20 protein-coding genes and 3 tRNA genes are annotated in these 19,726 nt (G+C 62.4%); 7 read left to right on the top strand and 16 right to left on the bottom strand.

The features are described 5' to 3' along the window. Window positions 1-12: 12 nt before the first annotated feature. From HED64_RS05875 to asd, 4 genes are read left to right on the top strand one after another with little or no spacing between them, the layout of a single operon-like run. Window positions 13-522, top strand: a complete 510-nt coding sequence (locus HED64_RS05875; protein WP_425351789.1) for a dihydrofolate reductase — start codon at window positions 13-15, stop codon at window positions 520-522. Continuing rightward, complete coding sequence (locus HED64_RS05870; protein WP_210149330.1) at window positions 519-764, top strand: NF038396 family protein; 246 nt, start codon at window positions 519-521, stop codon at window positions 762-764. Before HED64_RS05875 ends, HED64_RS05870 begins: the two co-directional genes overlap by 4 nt. A gap of 14 nt (window positions 765-778) precedes the next feature. Then, window positions 779-1,252: a hypothetical protein gene (locus tag HED64_RS05865; protein ID WP_168151187.1), complete on the top strand. Its 474-nt coding sequence runs from the start codon at window positions 779-781 to the stop codon at window positions 1,250-1,252. 58 nt (window positions 1,253-1,310) lie between these two features. Continuing rightward, complete coding sequence (asd, locus tag HED64_RS05860; RefSeq protein ID WP_168151186.1) at window positions 1,311-2,429, top strand: aspartate-semialdehyde dehydrogenase; 1,119 nt, start codon at window positions 1,311-1,313, stop codon at window positions 2,427-2,429. Window positions 2,430-2,600: 171 nt separating this feature from the next. Here the strand turns inward: asd and HED64_RS05855 are convergent, their stop codons facing one another. The 8 genes from HED64_RS05855 to HED64_RS05820 all read right to left on the bottom strand — a co-directional run bounded on the left by HED64_RS05855 (window position 2,601) and on the right by HED64_RS05820 (window position 9,297). After that, a complete protein-coding gene (locus tag HED64_RS05855; RefSeq protein WP_168151185.1) occupies window positions 2,601-3,740 on the bottom strand; it encodes a winged helix DNA-binding domain-containing protein in 1,140 nt (379 codons plus the stop codon). A gap of 19 nt (window positions 3,741-3,759) precedes the next feature. Beyond that, a complete protein-coding gene (locus HED64_RS05850; RefSeq protein WP_168151184.1) occupies window positions 3,760-4,836 on the bottom strand; it encodes a UDP-N-acetylmuramate dehydrogenase in 1,077 nt (358 codons plus the stop codon). Between the two features lie 12 nt (window positions 4,837-4,848). Further along, window positions 4,849-6,015, bottom strand: a complete 1,167-nt coding sequence (locus HED64_RS05845; RefSeq protein WP_168151183.1) for an MFS transporter — start codon at window positions 6,013-6,015, stop codon at window positions 4,849-4,851. 41 nt (window positions 6,016-6,056) lie between these two features. Next, on the bottom strand, window positions 6,057-6,497 hold the full coding sequence (locus HED64_RS05840; RefSeq protein ID WP_168151182.1) for a MaoC family dehydratase: 441 nt from the start codon (window positions 6,495-6,497) through the stop codon (window positions 6,057-6,059). Beyond that, window positions 6,497-6,946 (bottom strand): FAS1-like dehydratase domain-containing protein, encoded by a 450-nt coding sequence (locus HED64_RS05835; protein WP_168151181.1) that lies wholly within the window; start codon window positions 6,944-6,946, stop codon window positions 6,497-6,499. The genes HED64_RS05840 and HED64_RS05835 overlap by 1 nt, the downstream gene beginning before the upstream one ends. A gap of 89 nt (window positions 6,947-7,035) precedes the next feature. Next, complete coding sequence (locus HED64_RS05830; protein ID WP_168151180.1) at window positions 7,036-7,320, bottom strand: hypothetical protein; 285 nt, start codon at window positions 7,318-7,320, stop codon at window positions 7,036-7,038. Window positions 7,321-7,353: 33 nt separating this feature from the next. Next, the gene (locus HED64_RS05825) at window positions 7,354-8,289 is read right to left on the bottom strand and encodes a DUF2797 domain-containing protein (RefSeq protein ID WP_168151179.1); all 936 of its coding nucleotides are present in this window, start codon (window positions 8,287-8,289) and stop codon (window positions 7,354-7,356) included. Beyond that, entirely contained in the window at window positions 8,290-9,297 is a 1,008-nt protein-coding gene (locus HED64_RS05820) for a MinD/ParA family ATP-binding protein (RefSeq protein WP_168151178.1), read from the bottom strand. On the opposite strand from HED64_RS05820, the gene HED64_RS20025 reads away from it, so the two are divergent. After that, window positions 9,290-10,015 carry a hypothetical protein gene (locus HED64_RS20025; protein ID WP_210149328.1) on the top strand — a complete coding sequence of 242 codons (726 nt, stop codon included), beginning with the start codon at window positions 9,290-9,292 and terminating at the stop codon, window positions 10,013-10,015. The genes HED64_RS05820 and HED64_RS20025 overlap by 8 nt on opposite strands. Before the next feature lie 732 nt (window positions 10,016-10,747). Further along, window positions 10,748-11,377 carry a DedA family protein gene (locus HED64_RS05810; protein ID WP_245325781.1) on the top strand — a complete coding sequence of 210 codons (630 nt, stop codon included), beginning with the start codon at window positions 10,748-10,750 and terminating at the stop codon, window positions 11,375-11,377. Window positions 11,378-11,448: 71 nt separating this feature from the next. Here the strand turns inward: HED64_RS05810 and HED64_RS05805 are convergent. From HED64_RS05805 to HED64_RS05780, 6 genes are all read right to left on the bottom strand, one after another. Continuing rightward, window positions 11,449-11,520: transfer RNA gene (locus tag HED64_RS05805), tRNA-Thr, on the bottom strand. 148 nt (window positions 11,521-11,668) lie between these two features. After that, on the bottom strand, window positions 11,669-12,370 hold the full coding sequence (locus HED64_RS05800) for a VTT domain-containing protein (RefSeq protein ID WP_342590675.1): 702 nt from the start codon (window positions 12,368-12,370) through the stop codon (window positions 11,669-11,671). Between the two features lie 164 nt (window positions 12,371-12,534). After that, window positions 12,535-12,608, bottom strand: a tRNA-Met gene (locus HED64_RS05795). A 72-nt stretch (window positions 12,609-12,680) separates the two neighbouring features. Further along, window positions 12,681-12,752, bottom strand: a tRNA-Thr gene (locus HED64_RS05790). A gap of 587 nt (window positions 12,753-13,339) precedes the next feature. Further along, entirely contained in the window at window positions 13,340-15,382 is a 2,043-nt protein-coding gene (locus HED64_RS05785; RefSeq protein ID WP_168151449.1) for a DEAD/DEAH box helicase, read from the bottom strand. A 349-nt stretch (window positions 15,383-15,731) separates the two neighbouring features. Then, window positions 15,732-16,415: an MOSC domain-containing protein gene (locus HED64_RS05780; RefSeq protein ID WP_168151177.1), complete on the bottom strand. Its 684-nt coding sequence runs from the start codon at window positions 16,413-16,415 to the stop codon at window positions 15,732-15,734. Window positions 16,416-16,590: 175 nt separating this feature from the next. Between HED64_RS05780 and HED64_RS05775 the strand changes: the two genes are divergently transcribed. Continuing rightward, window positions 16,591-17,028 carry a hypothetical protein gene (locus HED64_RS05775; RefSeq protein ID WP_168151176.1) on the top strand — a complete coding sequence of 146 codons (438 nt, stop codon included), beginning with the start codon at window positions 16,591-16,593 and terminating at the stop codon, window positions 17,026-17,028. A 109-nt stretch (window positions 17,029-17,137) separates the two neighbouring features. Here HED64_RS05775 and HED64_RS05770 read toward each other — a convergent pair whose 3' ends face one another. Beyond that, entirely contained in the window at window positions 17,138-18,295 is a 1,158-nt protein-coding gene (locus tag HED64_RS05770) for a cystathionine gamma-synthase (protein WP_168151175.1), read from the bottom strand. 17 nt (window positions 18,296-18,312) lie between these two features. Further along, window positions 18,313-19,689: a cystathionine beta-synthase gene (locus HED64_RS05765; protein WP_168151174.1), complete on the bottom strand. Its 1,377-nt coding sequence runs from the start codon at window positions 19,687-19,689 to the stop codon at window positions 18,313-18,315. Window positions 19,690-19,726 lie beyond the last annotated feature (37 nt).

Genomic DNA, 19,726 nt, shown 5'->3' with positions numbered 1-19,726 from the left:
GAGCGCATCGGCATGATCTGGGCCGAAGCCGCCGACGGCGTCATTGGCGCCGACGGCTCCATGCCGTGGTCCCTTCCCGAGGACCTGGCCCACTTCAAGCGCACCACCAACGGTCACCCGGTCATCATGGGACGCAAGACCTGGGAATCATTCCCGGAAAAGTTCCGCCCGTTGCCCGGGCGCACCAACATCGTGATTACCCGCGATGCGGATCGCCACGAGGCCTTGCGTACCGCCGGCGCCGTACCGGTGGCCAACACCGCCGAAGCACTGAGCGCAGCTCGCACGGCTGCCGGTGCCGAGGAGATTTGGGTCATCGGCGGCGGAGAGATCTACGCCGCCCTCTCCCCCCAGGCTCACCTGGCCATCAAAACCGTCATCAATGCCTCGCCGACGGGTGACACCACGGCGCCGAAACTCGATGGATCGTGGACCAAGTCCCTGTCCGATCCCGAGACCGGATGGGCCACCGGTGCCAACGGCACCCAGTACCGCGTCGAAGCCTGGGAGCAGAAGGCATGAAGGACGCTATCAAGGCACTGAAGACCAGCCCCGAGGGACTTTTTGTGCTCGGCTACATGTTCTTTCCGCTCTTCGCGCTGATCTTCGCCGGCCTGGGCCTGTTTATGGTGCTGACCGGGTCGAAGATCATGGGACTGGTGTTGCTGCTGGTCTTCACCCAGATCTTCGCCTTCGGCTCGCTCAAGCTGGTGGGCATGCGCAAGGCGCTGCTGGCCGGACAGGCTGAGAAGCCGGGCAAATGAGCCAGACTCCCCCGGTGCCGCCCAAGCCCAAAAAGAGCATGTTCAACTATTACGATCCAGAACGTGACAAACGCGACATGGTTGTCATGCTGGCCCACAAAGAAGCGGTCGATGCGGGCGAAAAGCGACTACTGGTGCGCACTGTTCAGGGTGAACTGTTCAGCTACAAACGAGAAGAAATCGGCTTCACCACCGGCGGCGCCGGTGCCAAAATCACCACCGGCGCGGGCATGCTCTTCGTCGGCACGCTGTGCTGGATCGCTGTCCTGGCGCTGTTCGTCTACATGTTTTTTATCCAGGACGCCACCGCCGGGGAATGGGCGGGACTGGTTTTTGTCGAGCTGTTCATGGCCGCCATCGCTTGGTATTTCATGCATCTGGGGCTGGCCGAGCACCGGGCCCGGAAACTGCGCAAGGCCCGCGGGCTGCCCAAGCCAAATCTGCTGTCGCCCAATTCTTGGCCGACGAAAAACAAAGACATCGTGTGATCAAGCACGGCGCGTAACCGACTCCCCTGACGGGGCGCCGACCCCTTAAGCTTGAACCATGACTTCTTCCGTTGGCTTTGTGGGTTACCGCGGCATGGTCGGCTCCGTCCTGATGCAACGCATGCAGGACGAGGGCGACTTCGCGAACCTCGACCCCGTGTTCTTTTCCACCTCCAATGCAGGAGGTGCCGCCCCGGCCTTTGCCGAGGGCGCCGGCGCCCTGCAGGACGCCTACGACATTGATACCTTGGCCAAGTTGCCGATCATCGTCACGGCCCAGGGTGGGGACTACACCACCGCGGTGCACTCGCAATTGCGCTCGCGCGGCTGGGATGGCCTGTGGATCGACGCGGCCTCCACGCTGCGAATGAACGATGACTCGGTGATCGTGCTTGACCCGATCAACCGCAACGTCATCGATGCCTCCCTGGCCTCCGGCACCAAGGACTTCGTGGGCGGCAACTGCACCGTCTCCTGCATGCTCATGGGTCTGGGCGGGCTGTTCAAAAACGGTCTGGTCGAGTGGGGAACCTCGATGACCTACCAGGCTGCCTCCGGCGGCGGCGCGCGGCACATGCGCGAACTGCTGACCCAGTTCGGTGAGATCAACAACCACGTCGCCTCGGAGCTGGATGACCCGGCCTCCGCCATCTTGGAAATTGACCGCAAGGTCTTGGCCGCCCAGCGCGGCGGTCTGGATGCCACCCAGTTCGGCGTGCCACTGGCCGGTTCGCTGATCCCCTGGATCGACGCGGATCTGGGCAATGGGCAGTCCAAGGAAGAGTGGAAGGCCGGGGTGGAGACCAACAAGATCCTGGGCAACACCGAGGCCAACAAGGTCATCGTTGACGGACTGTGTGTGCGCATCGGCGCCATGCGCTCGCACTCGCAGGCACTGACGCTCAAGCTCACCGAGGACCTCTCGGTGACCGAGATCGAGAAGCTGCTGGATGCGGATAACCAGTGGGCCAAGGTGGTTCCGAACACCAAGGAAGCCACCGTCGACGCGCTGACCCCGGTTGCCGCCTCCGGCACCCTGGACATCCCGGTGGGACGCATCCGCAAGCTGGAAATGGGCCCGAACTACATTTCCGCCTTCACCGTGGGCGACCAATTGCTCTGGGGTGCCGCCGAACCGCTGCGCCGCATGCTGGCCATCGCGCAGGGCCGCCTCTAACACCACGAATTTGCTGTCCTTCGGGACACACGAGACAAGCCGGTCACTATCCCGCAGGGGTATGGTGCCCGGCTTGTGTGTTGTGTGGGCCAAACCCTGAGCGTTGCTAGGTCGGTGCGAAACGAGGTCTGTGCGGTGTTTAGCCCCGTCGTGGTTAAGGGAACACGAGTCCTAGGAGTCGCGGAACCTCAAATAGTCGTTCATCCTTGATTCGATGGCGCCGTGGCGTGCCGCCGAAACCGTTATCCCGGAGAAGGGCACAAAACGGGCCACTCGAATCTTGCCCTTCGATTCCACCTCCCACGTACCGATGGTTTCCCCACCGGCGGCAACGGTCCGGCGGAAAAGTCCGTTCTTCCCCGGAGTCACAACCTCCGCGAATTCCGCCGCTAGGGTTGCCGAACGATCCTTATAACCGAGGATGAACTCGTCAAATCCGGGCAGGGCAAGCACGGAGCGGGCGCCGGGCGGCGTCTCGAAGCGATCTCGGTGACTTGCCGCGAAAAAGTAGCGCTGAGAACCCAGCTCCACACTCGCCAGCGTGTCAGCGGCACGCTGCACCGCCAGCCGAACAGGAGTCAGTGGCAATCCGAGCCACCAGGCACAATCGGCAACGGTCGCCGGGCCGTGCGAGGCGAAGTAGATGCGCACCAACTCATCCAACGCCTGCTCCGGATCGAGGGTAGCAGCCGGTTCCTTCACCCATTCCGAGGCCTCCATGAAGAGCTGCCGGGTGCTACTTCCGGGTTCCATCGGTCCCTGAACTATGGCACCGCGCAACGCCACGGCAACGATCAGATGGTACCCGCGCTGTCCGGCGATGCTTGATCCTGCGGCACTAAAGGCGGCCAGTAGCTGCGCGCGAGTTGCCCCCTCTGGCCCACAACAGGCGCGCGCAACATCGGCAAGGGCATCGATTTCGGCATCGGTGATAGCTTCTGCGGCCCGCGTGGCGCGCATCTGAGTTTCCATCCGCGCGCCGGTCACCGCAAGCAGGGTGCGGTAGAGCCGGGGCACGATCAGCATCAAGGTGCCCCGAGCACTCCAGGTGCGGATGATTGACCCACGGGCCAGGGCGTCGTGAATCTCGGTGAGTCTGGCGCCGGGAAGCCGAACACCGATGCCCCAGCATCCCTGGGGCAGGTCTTGAGCCTGGATCATGCCGAGCGCCGCCACCACCTCTTGGGGAGTGCTGGCGCTGCGCGTCATGGCCGCGGGCCCACATTCGGGCGCTAGCCCCTGGGCTCCCAGCCGCAGCCTGGAGATGCTGCTGCGCTGCCGGGGACTCAGGCCCGGTGTGGATGCCGCCATGGTGTGTTGCTCCCCGGTTTTAGAGTTCGCAGCCGATCAGCAGCGGCTCATTGTGAAGTTCGATGCCAAAACGGTCCTTGACCCCGGCCCGCACGGCCCGAGCAATGGCCAGAATATCTGCGCTGCTGGCCTGCCCGCGGTTGGTGATCGCCAGGGTGTGCTTGGTGGATAGCGACGCCCGCCCGCCACTGAGCTTCTCCCCCGCCGTGCCGGTCAATCCGAAGCCCTTGGCGAAGCCGGCTCGATCAATCAGCCAAGCGGCGGAGAGCTTGACCATCCCGGGGGTATCCACCGGGAAATTCGGAGCGTCGGCCGGTAACGACGCCAAGGCGCTCGCGGGAACGATGGGGTTGGTGAAGAAGGAACCGGTGGAGCAGCTGTCCCGATCCGTAGGGTCAAACACCATGCCCTTGGAGGCTCGCAGGGCCAAGACCGTCTCCCGCACGGCGCGCGCATCTGCCCGTTCGCCCACGCCAACGCCCAGCGAGCGGGCCAGTTCTGCGTAGCGGATCGGAGCCGATTGGCTGCTGGCCTCCAGCGCGAAGGACACGGAGAGCACCACAAATTCTGGTGATCCGTTGGTGGTGGTGCGCTTGAGCAGCGAGTCCCGGTAGCCGAAGCCCAGCGCTGCGGTACCGAAGTTACTCACGGTTCCGGTGCTGCGATCGAAGACGGTGGCTTCGAGGAAGGTGTGGGCGACCTCGGAGCCGTAGGCGCCGACGTTCTGCACCGGCGTTGCACCGGCCGATCCGGGGATCCCGGAGAGCGCCTCTAGGCCGCTGAGACCCGCGGCAAGGCTCTGGGCCACCACGTCGTCCCACGGGTGCCCCGCGGCAATTTCTACCCGGACACGACCATCGCTGAGCGTCTTGCCAATGTGCACACCCGTCGTGGCGATCTGCAGGACGGTGCCCGGGAACCCGGAATCATCGATCAACAAATTCGAGCCTCCGGCCACCAGCAAGAGCGGGGTGCCGGTGGCATCGGCGGCGCGGATGGTGGTGATGATCTGCTCATCGGTGGTGGCTCGCACCAAGGAATTGGCAGCTCCGCCCACACCAGTGGTTGTCAGCTCTGCCAGCAAGGAGGTGTTCACGGGGTATCAGCCTTAGTTTTTGGGAGTTGATTTAGCCGGCCCTGCGGCCGGGGAAAGGACGAAAGAAAGCACAACGAGAATGCCAACAAATGCGAGAGCGTTCAGCAATCCCACCACATCGGCCAGCAGGCCCAGCAGCGGAGGTCCGCCCAGGAAGGCACCGTAACCGATGGTGGAGACCACCGAGACGCGCGCTGCGGCGCGCATGGGATCATCCGATGCAGCGGTCATCGCCACCGGGAAGCACATGGCCACGCCCAAGCCCCAGAATACCAAGGCCGCAAAGGCGGTAATCAGGGACGGACCGTAGACAAAAAGCAGCAGCCCCATCAACGTGCTGGCGGCGGAGAGGCGGATCACCGTGACACGTCCACAACGTTCCAGGATGCGCCCGCCGCCGAGCCGGGCGACGGTCATCGCCGTGACAAAAACGCCGTAGCCGATGGCGCCCAGGGAATTGATGGCGCCGTAGCCGTCGGCCAAGGCAAGGGCTACCCAGTCCCCCGCCGCGCCCTCAGCCAGCGCCATGCCCAGCACCAGTACGCCCAAAAGTACGGTGCGCGGTTCGCGCCAGGCTTGGGCGAGCAGCGCCTTGTTTGAACTTCCGCTACCGGTGGAAGAGGTATCGGAGCGGAAAACGCGGGTCCCGGTGTGGATCAGAACCAGCACCACCGCCGAGACGAGCGCAAAATGCCAGGCGATGGACAGGTGCAGCGCCGCGCCCAGGGCGCCGGCCGCGGCCCCCACCACCGTGCCCACGGAGAAGAAACCATGAAGCACCGGCATGATGGAGACACCGAGGGCGCGTTCCATCGCGGCGCCCTGCACATTTGATGCAACATTCCAGGCCGCGGCCCCGGCACCCTGAAACGCCAGAGCCGCCCCGGTCACCGGCAGCGAGTGCAAACCCACCGCTCCCAGACCCACCACGGCCAGCGAAATGGCCGCCAGTGAGGACCCCCCAACCAGGGTGCGCTTGGAGCCCAGACGCATGACCAGGAATCCTGAGACGGAAACCGAGACGAAGGACCCCGCCGTCATGCAGAGTAGCAACAGCCCAATTTCTCCGTGCGTAAGTCCCAGCGCGTCGCGCAGCGATGGCAGTCGTGAAACCAACGCCGAGAGGATCAGCCCGGAGGCAAAGTACAGGGCGATGACGCCGTTACGCCAGGGCAGCACCTCGGCGTTGGCACTGCGGGTGGGAAGACGTGGTCCCTTTTTCAGAGTTGCACCACGGCTTGGGCTTTCACCAGGACCTTGGTCCCGGCCACCAGAACGCTCAGATCTACCCGGGCGGTGCGAGCCTCGGCATCAAGGGCACCGATGGCGCCGGTGATCTCGATGGCGGTGCCCGGGGTTTCTGACGGGTTGCTGCCGGCCGGATCGTCCACGGGAACGGGCTTGGTGAAGCGCGTCTGGTAGTCGATGACCGCTGATGGGTCTCCTACCCAGTCGCTCACTAGCTGTACGGCTGCACCCATGGTGAACATGCCGTGGGCGATGACGCCGGGCAATCCGACCTCGGTGGCGAAGCGCTCGTTGAAGTGGATGGGGTTGAAGTCTCCGGAGGCTCCGGCGTAACGCACCAGATCCGCGCGGTTCACGTACACGGTGGTGGAGCCGATCTGCTGGCCCTTTTCGAGGGTGTCAAAGTCGATCATTACTGGTCCTCTCCGCGTACCAAAATCGAGGAAACGGTGGTGGCAACCGGTTCGCCGGCCACCGTGGCGATTTCGGCGCGGGTGCTGATCATGGCGCCAGAGCCCATGGCGCGCACGGTGTCCACGTGCAGCGTTGCTACTAGTTCATCGCCCGCGATGATGGGCCGGTGATGGGTGAAGCGTTGGTCGGCGTGGACCACACGGGAGAAGTCGATGCCGCTGTCCGGATCGTTGACCAGCAGCGCATCCGCGCGCTGCGCCACGATGATGGCGAAGGTCGGCGGAGCCAACAGATCATCATGGCCCAGCGACGCCGCGGCATCCAGATCGAAGTGGGCACGGTGGGTGGCCTTGACTGCCGTGGCGAATTCGCGGATCTTCTCGCGTCCCACCACGTAGGGTTCCTGGGCCGGGTAAACCCGACCTGCCAGCTCGGGGTTAATGCTCATAACTGCTACCGCTCCTGTGTGGGACGAATGCTAGAAAAATGTGGTCTTAAACCGGGGGGATGACCCGGCAGAGCACCAAGGTACCGGTGTTAGAGGGTGTCTTTGGACGCGGATTTTCCCCGCTTGGGTGCCCGCGGTTTCACCAATCCTTGGGCGACGCGCCAGGTCCTGGCGTCACGGGCACGCACTGCCATCCCGCCGAGGTGTCCAAGCAACCCGATGCCGATCACTACCATCGCCGTATAGAGCAGTGCCGTGTTCTGCGTGCCGGCACCGATGATGGCCATCACGATGCCGATGGCTTCAACGCCCATCGCAGAGAAGGTCAGTTTCTTGTACAGTCCGGAAGAAGCTTCCCAGGGGGTATTGGTCATGTCCCAATCCTATATTCAGTGGGTCGATTCGGCTTAGAACAGGGCACTTTGCACCGGTGGTGCCTTGGTCACATGAGGACCAAATTCAAGCTTTCGGCCCTTAAGCAGGGCTGCGTTGGCAACAAAGAGTCCCGATTGCCCCTCGATGCTCACGCCGATCACCTGCCCCAGCACGGAAATACTGGTGAATCCATGTTCGGCGGTCGTGAGATCCGCCGGGTAAGGCTGCAAGCTCTTGGCATCCAGACCCGCCAGCAATTCCATGCTGGGCTCCGGGACGTGCCAGCTCTCCTCCACGATGCGGGAGGTGGAACCGGAGGCGCCGAGATGTTCGGCCAGCAAGGAGCGCGCCGAGGTAGCCGCCTCGGCATTTAGCCGATCCAGCTGCTGCGTTGAGGTGTGGCCCTCCAGCAGGCCACGAACCTTGGAATTCGCCCTCACCTGCTGGGTGATGCCTAATCCGCTGCTCAGGGCATCTTCGAGTCGACGCACGCTGGCTCCATCGGGACACCAGGCAACGAATCGTGCGACGATGGAACCTTGCTCGGCCAGCCGGCGCCATTTGCTGGGGTTCGCGGCGGTACCCACCTTGGTGACACCGTGAGCAAACGTGGCGATATAGAGCCAGTGTGGTTGATTCAAGTAGTCGCGGAGTCCGGGACTGGCCCGATCGCTCCGGTGGAAGTCATGCATCGCTCGAGTCTGGTCCGCGGCTTCGCATAACTCACACTGGGTGCCACTGGTGATCAGGGCCTGACGTGGGCATGGCACCAAAGTTCGATGGTCCTTGTCCGCCACGAGTTGATGGCCCAAACACCAGCGCCCGGGCAGCACCCGGAAGCCAATCCGGGTGCCCCGCGCCAGCTCTACGTCCCGACTTCCCTGCTGCGCGTCGTCCAGGCTCAGCTGCGGTGTTCCCGGGGACGCTGGCCAGCGGATGCCGCGGCAGAGCAAAGCTAAAGCCTCCACTTAGTCGTGCAGTGCCCCGGCGACGGCTGCGGTCGCGTGCAACCAAGCACGGCGGGTGGCCGGACGCAGCTGCTCAAACCGAATCTGCCCCTTGACCAAGGCAGCATCGTAGGGAACCGTAACGACCGAGCGGGCCAGACGGGAGAACCCGTGAGCGATACGGTCCAACTGTTCCCTGTTGCCATGTGGCTGGTGCTGCGAGACGATCACGACGGAATTCTTGGCCAGTTCCGCATAGTGGCCGCCACGCTTGGCCAGAGCCTCGAGCAGCAGGGCTCCCGCTTCGGCGTGTTCCTCCACCGTGGTGCTGGCAATGACCAGCTGATCGGTGTGGTCGATCATACGCATCCAGCGCTCGGCCGATTCATCGTTGCCCGAGTCAACGATGGTCAGCGCGAAGAAGCGCGAAACGATCCCATGTAGTTCGTCGAAGTTTTCCGCGTTGATGAACTGCTCACTGGCCAGCAGTGTGGGGTCGGTGCGCAGCACGCTGTAGCAATCTTCGGGCTGGTAGTGCGTGTAGTTGTGGATGACCGGGTCACCGACCTTGACTTCCTTGAGCCTCGGCGCGGCAGCGAGCAAGTCCATGGAATGGGCGGCATGCGGTCCCTGCACGGTGCGCCAGCCAAGGGTTCCGCGGGTTCCGTTGTTATCCCAGACCAAGACCGGGTCACCGGAGTTTCGGCCGAAGACCGCGGAGAGAAGGACGGCGGTGGGCGTCTTGTTGGCGCCACCCTTGCCGTTGACCACGGAGATGGTCTTGGGTTCGTTCAGGCGTGTTCCCACGAGTCGGCGCCATTGGCGTTCTTCGACTTCTTCTGCCGAGGGCTCCATGTTGAAGCCCAGACGTGCCAAAAAGCCGCGGAAGCCGCGCTCGGCACGGAAGGTCGTCTCGTCCTCGGGGCGCAGGAAGGTATCGCGGGCTCCTGCGGCCGGGTTCATTTCACGGAAGGCCTGGCGTCGACCCTCGGGAGTGGTGAGGTCCTCGGAGGCTCCGTCGTTGGACACGGCAGCAGGAGTCTTAGCCGCAGTGGATGTGGATTCCGCGGGCTTGACCGTTGCTGCGTTGTTGGCTGCGTCCTGTTTCGGTGCAGCTGGCTTGGGCGCAACCGGCGCTGGCTTTGCAGCAGGCTTTGCTGCGGCCACCGGTGTACTGGCTTTTGCTGCAGGAACTGGGGGCTTAGTGACGACTGGCGCTGGCTTCGCGCTCGGTGCCGACGCAGCCTTGGAAGCGGGTGCAGGTGCAGCAGCGGGCTTCGCTGCAGGCGTTGGTACCGGCTTGGCTGCTGGAGCTGGTGTTGCTGCGGGCTTCGCGCCCGGCGTTGCCGCTGGTGCAGGCTTTGCAGCAGGAGTTGGCGTTACCGCTGGCTTGGCCGCCGGGGTTGGTGTTGCTGTTGGCTTTGCAGCCGGGGCCGCTGCGGGTTTTGCCGCAGGCGCTGGTGTTGCTGCTGGCTTCGCCGCTGGTGTTGCCGCTGATGCAGGCTTTGCAGCAGGAGTTGGCGTTGCTGCAGGCTTAGCTGCTGGTGCAGGCTTTGCCGCTGGTGTTGCTGCGGGTTTGGCCGCCGGTGTTGCTGCGGGTTTGGCCGCCGGTGTTGCTGCTGCCGGTGCAGGCTTGGCAGCCGGTGCCACCGCCGGCTTTGCTGCGGGAGCGGGCTTGGCGGCTGACGCTGGTGTCGCTGCGGGGGCCGGTTTTGCCGCCGGTGTCACAGCGGGCTTTGCAGCCTGAGCTGGAGCAGGCTTGGCGGCCGGAGTCGGAGTCACCTTGTGGGCAGCTGACGAGGACGCAGATTTTGCCGTCGGTGCTGATTTTGCAGCCGCGGGCTGAACCTCTGGCTTAGCAGTGGGCACCGGATGTGGCTTGGGAGCCGGCATGGACGGCTTCGCTTCGGCCGTTTTAGCGGCTTCGTGCGCGCCGCGAGCGGGGGAAGCCGCTGCGGTCTTGGTCTCGGCGCCCGAAGCTGGCTGATTAGCTGCCGCGGGTTCGCGGTTCACGGACGCTGAACTCGGCTTGCTCAGCAGCGGGTTGGAACCGGCAACCCTACCCTCAGGGACGTCATCGAACTCATCGGTCTCCCCCGGCTTAGCCACGGTCTTCTTTGCATCGGCCTTAGCCTTTTGCTCAGCTTCCAGCTCGGCCTGACGAGCGCGCCGCAACGAGGCACGGGTAGGGAAGTCTTGGTTGAAGTCCGCCTTGGGCATGGGCCTCGTCCTCTCCTGAAGGTTCGTGGTCAAAATCTGCGAATACCTTCAATACTTCCACCCCTAAGGGCAGGACTCGTAAGGTTACGGTTTTCACACTTTCGTCAATCCTATCGGGCAACCCCATAAAATCGCCGGATTGAGTCGGTTTGATCACATCTCAAACCAAAGTAGGAAATGGTATTAGTCATGACTAGCCTTGAACCACAAGCCCATGTTTGTCGAGTTCGGCCGGGGCAATGAACGAACAGGATCTCACTTGGACTTTATATCCACCGCATCGGACGCGTTGAGCAACTTTGTCCTCGCCGCAGCCGGGAACCCGTTGTCGTATTTCGTGGTCTTCGCATTCTGCGCCATCGATGGATTCTTCCCACCTGTCCCGAGCGAATCGTTGGTTGTGGCGCTGGCTTCACTCATTCCAACGCAGGGAAATCCAAATCCGTGGCTTTTGGGATTGGTTGCAGGCCTAGGCGCCTTTGTGGGCGATAACGTGGCGTACCTACTGGGCCGCTCGATCGGTACCACCCGATTTGCTTGGATGCGCCGCAAACGCCTTCAACATGCTTTCGCATGGGCTGGCTATGAATTGCGCCTTCGTCCGGTGTCATTGATCCTGGTGGCGCGTTTCGTTCCCATCGGACGCGTCGCAGTCAATCTGGTGGCTGGGGCTACGGGATTCTCGCACCGCACCTTCGTCATCCTGACGTGTTTTTCCAGTCTCGGGTGGGCCAGCTACTCGGTTTTGATCGGTGTGCTGGCGGGCCAATGGTTTAAGGAACACCACTTGCTCGGAATCGTGATTGCCGTGGCGGTTGCCATCGGCATCGGGGTGTTGATCGACCGCATCGTTTCCCGTGTCAGCGGCAATACATCACTTCGAAAGTAGCCGCTGAGTACTGAACGAAAAAGAACCGCGGTTGATCCCATTTCTGGGATCAACCGCGGTTCTTTTTTCAGAGCCCCCCACCGGAATCGATCCGGTGACCTCGTTCTTACCAAGAACGCGCTCTACCACTGAGCTAGGGGGGCAACGAGAGAATACTCTACACAACAATCGACCCATATTGCACATCGAGGGGCAGTTTCATGACGAACACCACACTGAGAACATGCCGCCAGCACCATGAGGCACTGGCGGCATGTTTTCGGCGGGCAATTTAGAGCCAGCAAACTCGAGTCATGAGTGACCCTCGGTGGTCTTACGGCTTCTGGCCTTCAGCAATTCAATTCCGACCGGGATGACCGAAAGTAGGACAATAACGATGAAAATGAGGTCGATGTTGTCTCCGACCCATGTGTATTGCCCCAACCAGAATCCAAGCATCGTCACGCCAACGCCCCAGAGCAACGCGCCCAACAAGTTGTAGAGCGCAAAGACGCGGTAACTCATATGAGCCACCCCTGCGATTACGGGCACAAAAGTCCTCACCACCGGGACAAACCGTGCCAATACGACGGCACGTCCCCCGAAGCGTTCGAAGAAGCCATGAGCCTTTTCAACATATTCTTGGCGGAAGAATCGAGAGTTAGGCTTGTTGAAGATCGCAGGTCCGGCTTTCCGCCCGATGAAGTAGCCTGTCTGATCGCCAACAAAAGCCGCAATGAAAATCAGCGTAGCGAATAACGGCAGGCTCACATCCAGTGCGCCAGTGGCGACCAAGAGGCCGGCCGTGAACAACATTGAGTCGCCTGGCAAGAAGAAACCGACCAGCAGCCCTGTTTCAGCAAATACGATTCCGCAGATCAACAAAATGACCCACGGACCCAACGCGGGATTGCGGAGAAATACGTCCGGATTCAGCCAATCCGGTAGGAAACTGGCAGACACCGGACGTACTGCGATGGCAGCTATCGTCGTTTGCAAATTTAGAATAGAAATCACCGCATAACCTTACGACAGACGTCGTCGGCGCACTTGTCTTCGCAGCACAATACCTACAGATTCTCAGCCGACTCCCGGTCAGGGCTGGGCGTTAGTTCTGCGCACTCGCATCAGGGCATACGAAAAAGTCCCCGCCTCCAAAGGAGACGGGGATCATTCTGTAGCGGCTCCGGGACTCGATCCCGGGACCTCACGATTATGAGTCGTGCGCTCTAACCAGCTGAGCTAAGCCGCCACGAATGGTGAATACCCACGTCCGCATCAGGATCTTTTTCAAGAAGATTCAGGCGCGGGTCATTCCATTCAGAGCCCCCCACCGGAATCGATCCGGTGACCTCGTTCTTACCAAGAACGCGCTCTACCACTGAGCTAGGGGGGCAACGAGAAAATACTCTACCAGCATTTTTGGGCCGCGTGAAATCGAGATGCACTTTTGTGGCGGACGGCACACAATCCACCGAAAGGTGCATGCCAGAGGGTGGTTTGCCGACTCCATTCGTGATGCAACTCACCGGAACTATTCATCAGCTCAGACGATGAATAACCGCAGCATCACAGCCGAGCGCTCCAGCGCCGCTTGGTACGGTCGCAGGAGAATGATCTCGAGAGATCCAGGGCTCATTGAAGCAGCCCTCCCCACCTTCTCGGCAGTATTTCGAATAGTGAGCATGCGAGGTCACCAGATCCCTACGAGCTCTAGCTACCGCTAGCGAATGCGGGCAGGGATACCAAAGCCTGTGGGCGTCCCGCTGCCGCCGCACAGGGGGCCGTCATGCCCGTGATGGGGCGTGCGCGGCGCTAGGTCTCCCCCACGGTAGAGATCACCTCTCATGACGCCCGTGCACTATGGTGCGAAAGTCTCGCCCCGGTCGCGGCAGAAGCTGCTTCGGGTAAGACAAAACCCCCGGTGGTTGTCCTTCCTGTTTCCAGGATGAACAACCACCGGGGGTTCGGTCTATTTAGTGCTTAGTAATCGCGGCGGCGCGGGCCACCGGTCGTGCGAGGCTTGCGTGAGGAGCCGCCGAAGCTGCGCTCTCCGCCACCTGCGTTGCCGCGGTAGCCGCCACCGGCGTTGCCACCACGGTCGCGGTCGAAGCCGCCCTCGGTGGCGCCGCCTTCACGACGTTCGTTCGAGCCACGGTAACCGCCACGGTCTCCGCCGCCGCTGTTGCCGCCACGGTAACCGCCACGGTCTCCGCCGCCGCTGTTGCCGCCACGGTCTCCGCCGCCGCTGTTGCCGCCACGGTAACCGCCGCCGCCGCCGTTGCCACCGCGGTAGCCTCCGCCTTCGCGGTCGGACTTCGGGCTGCGACCGTTGTCGAGCTCGAGGTGAATCAGCTCGCCGCCGATGCGAGTGCGGGACAGTGAACGGAGCTGATCTGCGGAGAGATCTACCGGCAGTTCCACCAGGGTGTGATCGGCACGGATGTCGATGCCACCGATCTGAGCGGAGGTCAGGCCACCTTCGTTGGCAAGTGCGCCAACGATGGAGCCGGGCATGACGCGCTGGCGACGGCCAACCGCGATGCGGTAGGTGGCGTTGCCTTCGGTCAGTGCGCGGGACGGGCCACGAGAGCCGAAGCCATCCTTGCCGCCGCCGGCAAGGCGTGCCTGCTTGGCCGGAGCCGCTGGCATTTCCTGCATGAGCAGCGGGCGGCCGCCCTGTGCCATGTGTGCCAGTGCGGCAGCGATCTGAACTTCGTCGATGTCTTCGTGCTCGGCGGAGAACTTCTCGACCAAGTTACGGAAGATCGTCAGATCCTGAGAGGTGATGGTCTCACCGATCTGGTCGGCGAACTTCGCGAGGCGCTTGTCGTTCACTGCGTCAACGCTCGGCAGGTGCATGTGCTCGACCGTCTGGCGGGTGGCCTTTTCGATCGCACGCAGCAAGTACTTTTCGCGCGGGGTCATGAAGAGGATGGCGTCGCCGGAGCGGCCGGCACGGCCGGTGCGGCCAATGCGGTGCACGTAGGACTCGGTGTCGTGCGGGATATCGAAGTTGATCACGTGGGACACGCGCTCTACGTCGAGGCCACGAGCTGCAACGTCGGTGGCAACCAGGATGTCGATCTTGCCATCGCGAAGGTTCTCGATGGTGCGCTCGCGCTGCTGCTGCGGGATGTCACCGTTGATGGCTGCAGCGGTGAAGCCGCGGGACTTGAGCTTGTCAGCCAGGTCCTCGGTTGCCATCTTGGTGCGAACGAAGGCGATAACGCCCTCGGACTTCTCGGATTCCAGGATGCGAGTCATGGCATCGAGCTTGTGGGCTCCCATGACCTGCACGTAGCGCTGGCGGATGTTGGTGCCGGTCGAGGTGTTCGACTTGACCGAAATTTCCTGCGGGTTGCGCAAGTACTGCTTGGAGATGCGGCGGATCGAAGACGGCATGGTGGCCGAGAACAGCACGACCTGCTTCTCTTCCGGGGTGGCTTCCAAGATCTTGTCGACCTCTTCGGCGAAGCCCATGCGCAGCATTTCGTCGGCCTCATCCAGAACCACGTACTGCAGGTCCGACAGGTCCAGAGAACCCTTGTTGATGTGGTCGATGACGCGACCCGGGGTGCCTACAACAACCTGAGCGCCGCGGCGCAAGCCGGCAAGCTGCGGGCCGTAAGCGGATCCGCCGTAGACGGGAAGGACGGTGAAGTCACCCATGTGCTTGGCGTAGGAGGTGAAGGCCTCGGCAACCTGGAGCGCGAGCTCGCGGGTCGGAGCAAGAACCAGAACCTGGGTCTTGCGTGCGGTGCCATTGAGATCGGCGAGCTCTGCCATCTTCGACAGTGCGGGAAGGGCGAACGCGGCGGTCTTACCGGTACCGGTCTGTGCAACGCCAACAACGTCGCGGCCTTCGAGCAGCAGCGGGATGGTGGCTGCCTGAATCGGGGAGGGCTTTTCGTAGCCCAAGTCGGCAACGGCTGCGAGGACGCGGCCATCAAGTCCAAGATCGGTGAAGAGAATCTCGTTCTCTTCGGTCTTGGTATCGGCGGATTTGGTCTGGGTTTCGGGCATGTCAGTAGACAAAAAGAATTTCCTCATTCATAGGGGCGGAATAGACCCCGTATCAACGAGGTTCCGCAGCACAATCGGACGCAATCACTTTGGTCCGGCGACTCCCCTATGAAAGGAACAACCCGCATAATTTGCGGGCTCACACACGACGAGCTTTTGCCTCAAAAATTGGGCAAAATGCGAGGGAAGCCGGATACAGTGAACACCTAATACTATCGCCCCACCGTCGAATTGGGTCAGTTAATCCCGGTGAGGTTGCGCACACGGCCTCGCCAAGGCGCAAAAACTATGCCTAGAGAATCACCATCATGACCCAAGAAACCCCGGAATGACGGGCCTCCAAGCGGAGTTAGACCGTCGGCAGGGTGCGCAATACCTTGGCCGGAATCTCCGTTTCGGTACTCCGTGCGTGCTCGAGCAGTGCTTCGGCGGCCTCGCGGCTGGGTCCCACAAAGATTTCCCGCACAGTGACCCCGTGTTCCGGCCGGGACATCACCGTAATCTTGTCCCCTGCGGCGATCTTCCCGGTGCGGATCACCTTCAGGAAGCAGCCAACGTCGCCGCGATCGGTGAACCTCTGCACCCAATTCTCTTCCCGAAGGTACCGTGCAAACGTCGAGCAGGGAATGCGTGGGCTGGTCACTTCCACCACCACATGCGCACCAATTTTCCAGCGTTCGCCGACCACGGCGTTGGTGGTCTCGATGCCCACTACGCGCAAGTTCTCGCCAAAGAGTCCCGCCGGCACCGGTTTGCCCAACTCATCGCTCCAGCGCGCCGCCTCGGCAGCACTGTAGGCGTAGATGGCTTGATCATGCCCTCCGTGGTGCTCGCGGTCTACCTGGGTATCTGCGTAGAGGCCCATTTTGCGTACCTTGACGGCACCGTCAACCGGACGCTTGTCGATCGCGGTGATGCCCACGGCGCCGGGATCCATCCGCAGCGCGTGCACCACACACACCGCTTCCAACGTTCCGCTGGCGATGGGGTTGGAGTCAGATTCGAGCCGCTTGGCAGCAGGGGAAACGTTCATGTCCATCATTCTAAGGGCCTCGGTGAAGCGCCGTGAATCAACGTATCGGCAGTGTCTAGCGGTACCTCGCTAGCTGCAGTGCTGGTTCCTACTCCCCTGCCGAATCTGCCAGCGAGCGGAGATCGGGTAACCTGCGGAATATGGATCAGCCCCTTTTCTCCCCCGCGGCCGCCGGATGAATACCACCAAACCGACTCTCCCCGCCACGTTGCTAGCGGCTCGCTGGTGGTGGACGGCAACTGCCCTGTCCGCGCTGGCCTTTGCCGGTGGTTTCTTCCTCAACGCCAACTCGCGTCCTGCCTCCGAGTCCGCAGGATTCTGGGGCGCGGGTATTGCCTTGGTGGGGTTGGGTGCCGTGATCGCCTATTGCACGCTTCAGCTGTGGCGCGGCAAACTGGCCGGGCAGATCTCGCTGACTTGGTGTGGAATCATCGTTGGAATCCCCCTAATGACCCGAGGTGTACGGTTGGGCATCTTTGGGGCCCTACTGCTGGTGGGCGTCATCCTGTTGTGGACCCCGGGAAGCATTCGATACTTTGCCCCGCAGTCCAAGGCGGCCCGTGCCCGGCGCAAGGCCGAACGTCTGCGTCAGAGGTCCGCGAACTCGCGCTAATTCACCTCTGATTTCAACCCGCTAGGTTGAGAATTCAAGACGAGGGCCGCGGCTCTCTAGGACTTCGGTCCTAGAGAGCCGCGGCCCTCATGCTGTGCTGAGGAGATTTTTACAACTTGGAGAAGGCCTGCTCCAGGTCGGCAATCAGGTCAGCGGTGTCTTCGATTCCCACCGAGAGGCGCAACAGGTTCACCGGTACTGCCAGCTCGGTGCCCTTCACCGAGGCGTGCGTCATCTCCGAGGGGTAGTTCATCAACGATTCAATGCCACCGAGGGACTCGGCGAGGGTGAAGATGCGTGTCGCCTCGGCAATGGTGCGTGCCGCGTTCTCGCCGCCGGTGAACTGCACCGAGACCATGCCGCCGAAGTCGCGCATCTGCGATTTGGCCAGCTCGTGTCCGGAATGCGATTCAAGGCCCGGGTAGTGCACTGCCTCTACTTCGGGACGTGACTGCAGCCAGGTGGCCACCGCCATGGCGTTTTCCGAGTGGGTGCGCATCCGCACGCCTAGGGTCTTCAGGCCACGGGTGGTCAAAAACGCGTCCATCGGGCCGGACACGGCACCAACGGCGAACTGGATGAAGCCGATGGCTTCGGCCAGCGCAGGATCCTTGACCACAATCGCGCCACCCACGACGTCCGAGTGTCCACCGATGTACTTGGTGGTGGAGTGCACCACTACGTCGGCTCCCAGATCCAGGGGCTGCTGCAGGTACGGGGAAGCGAAGGTGTTATCCACCACCAGCAGGGCGCCGGCCTCGTGAGTGATGGCGGCGATGGCGCTGATGTCCGAGATACGCATCATCGGGTTCGACGGGGTTTCCACCCACACCAAGCGGGTCTTGTTGGCCACGATGGCTGCCTTCAGCGCCTCGTGGTTGGACATGTCCACCGGAGTGTTACCGATGCCCCAACCACCCAGGACGCGTGAAATGAGGCGGTAGGTTCCGCCGTACGCGTCGTTGCCCAGCACAATGTGATCCCCGGGCTGCGCCAGGGCACGAATCAGCGAGTCCTCGGCGGCGAGGCCGGAGGAGAAGGAGAAGGCGTGGGTTCCGTTTTCCAGGGCGGCTAGTTGCTCCTGCAACGCGTCGCGCGTGGGGTTACCGCCGCGGCCGTATTCATAACCGGAACGCAGGTTGCCGATGCCGTCTTGGGCATAGGTGGAGGAGAAGTGCAGCGGTGGAACCACGGCACCGGTGCGGGGTTCAAATGCCTGCCCGGCATGAACTGCGCGGGTGTTGAATCCTTGGATGTTTTCACTCATGTTGGGAGCCAACTTTCTTAGTGGGTGAGGTAGGTCAGCAGGTCATGGCGGGTGATAACGCCAACCGCTGCCCCGTCGTCGGTGACCAGCAGGGCGTCGTGCGTCGAGAGCTGCTCCTTGGCACGGTCAATGGTTTCATGGATGCCAATGAGGGGCAGTGCGGCGGTGACCATCGGGCCCACCGGATCGGTCAACGCGATCTCGTTGCGGAACAGCTTTTCGGTCAGGGTGCGCTCGTCAATGTAGCCGCGCACCTCGCCAATGCGTACGGGGGGTTCGGCGGAGAGCACCGGAAGTGCCGAGACGCCGTATTCATTCATGATCGCCACGGCGTCGCGCACCGTCTCGTTCATGTGGGTATGCACCAAATCCGGCAGGTCCGTCGGCTTCGCGGTGAGCAGGGCGCCAACCGTGTCGGCCGTGTCATCGCGCAGGAAGCCATAGGAACGCATCCAGTTATCGTTGAAGATCTTGCCCAGGTAGCCACGGCCGCCATCGGGAAGGATGACCACCACGATGGCGTCGGCGGGAAGATCCTTGGCCACCGACAGCGCGGCGACCACGGCCATGCCGGAGGATCCGCCAACCAGCAGCCCCTCTTCCTTGGCCAAGCGGCGGGTCATCGAGAAGGCATCGGCGTCGGTGACGGCGATGACCTCATCGGGCACCGAGGCATCGTAGTTGCCCGGCCACATGTCTTCGCCAACACCTTCAACGAAGTAGGGGCGGCCGGTGCCGCCGGAGTAGACCGAACCGTCGGGGTCGGCGCCGATGACCTTGACCGGTCCCGAGGCGCGGTCGGCAGAGATCTCTTTGAGGTAGCGTCCGGTGCCGGTGATGGTTCCGCCGGTGCCGGCGCCGATGACCACATGGGTCAGCGTGCCATCGGTATCGTTCCAGATTTCTGGACCGGTGGATTCGTAGTGGCTATCCGGGGCAGCCGGGTTGGAGAACTGGTCGGGCTTGTAGGCGCCTTCGATCTCGCGCACCAGGCGATCGGAGACGCCGTAGTAGGACTCGGGGGAATCCGGGGCCACGGCGGTGGGAGTCACCACCACCTCGGCTCCGTAGGCGCGCAGCACGTCACGCTTTTCTTCGCCGACCTTATCGGGGGTCACGAAGATGGTTTTGTATCCCTTGAGCTGACCCACCATGGCCAGTCCCACACCGGTGTTGCCACTGGTGGGTTCCACGATGGTTCCGCCGGGCTGCAGAAGCCCCTCTGCCTCGGCCCGCTCAACCATTTTCAGGGAAATACGGTCCTTGATGGATCCACCGGGGTTCAGGTATTCCAGCTTCACCAGAATCGTGGCATCGATGCCTGCGGTGACCGAATTTAGCTTGACCAGCGGGGTGTTCCCAATCAGGTCCAGGACTGTGCTCGCATACTTCATGCGCCCAACTCTACCGGCGGCGCGTCACAATATTGTC

Source organism: Paeniglutamicibacter terrestris, assembly GCF_012271785.1.
Classification (GTDB): Bacteria; Actinomycetota; Actinomycetes; order Actinomycetales; family Micrococcaceae; genus Paeniglutamicibacter; species Paeniglutamicibacter terrestris.
The sequence above is the reverse complement of the archived record's forward strand: the minus strand, read 5'-3'. Positions and strand labels throughout refer to the sequence as shown.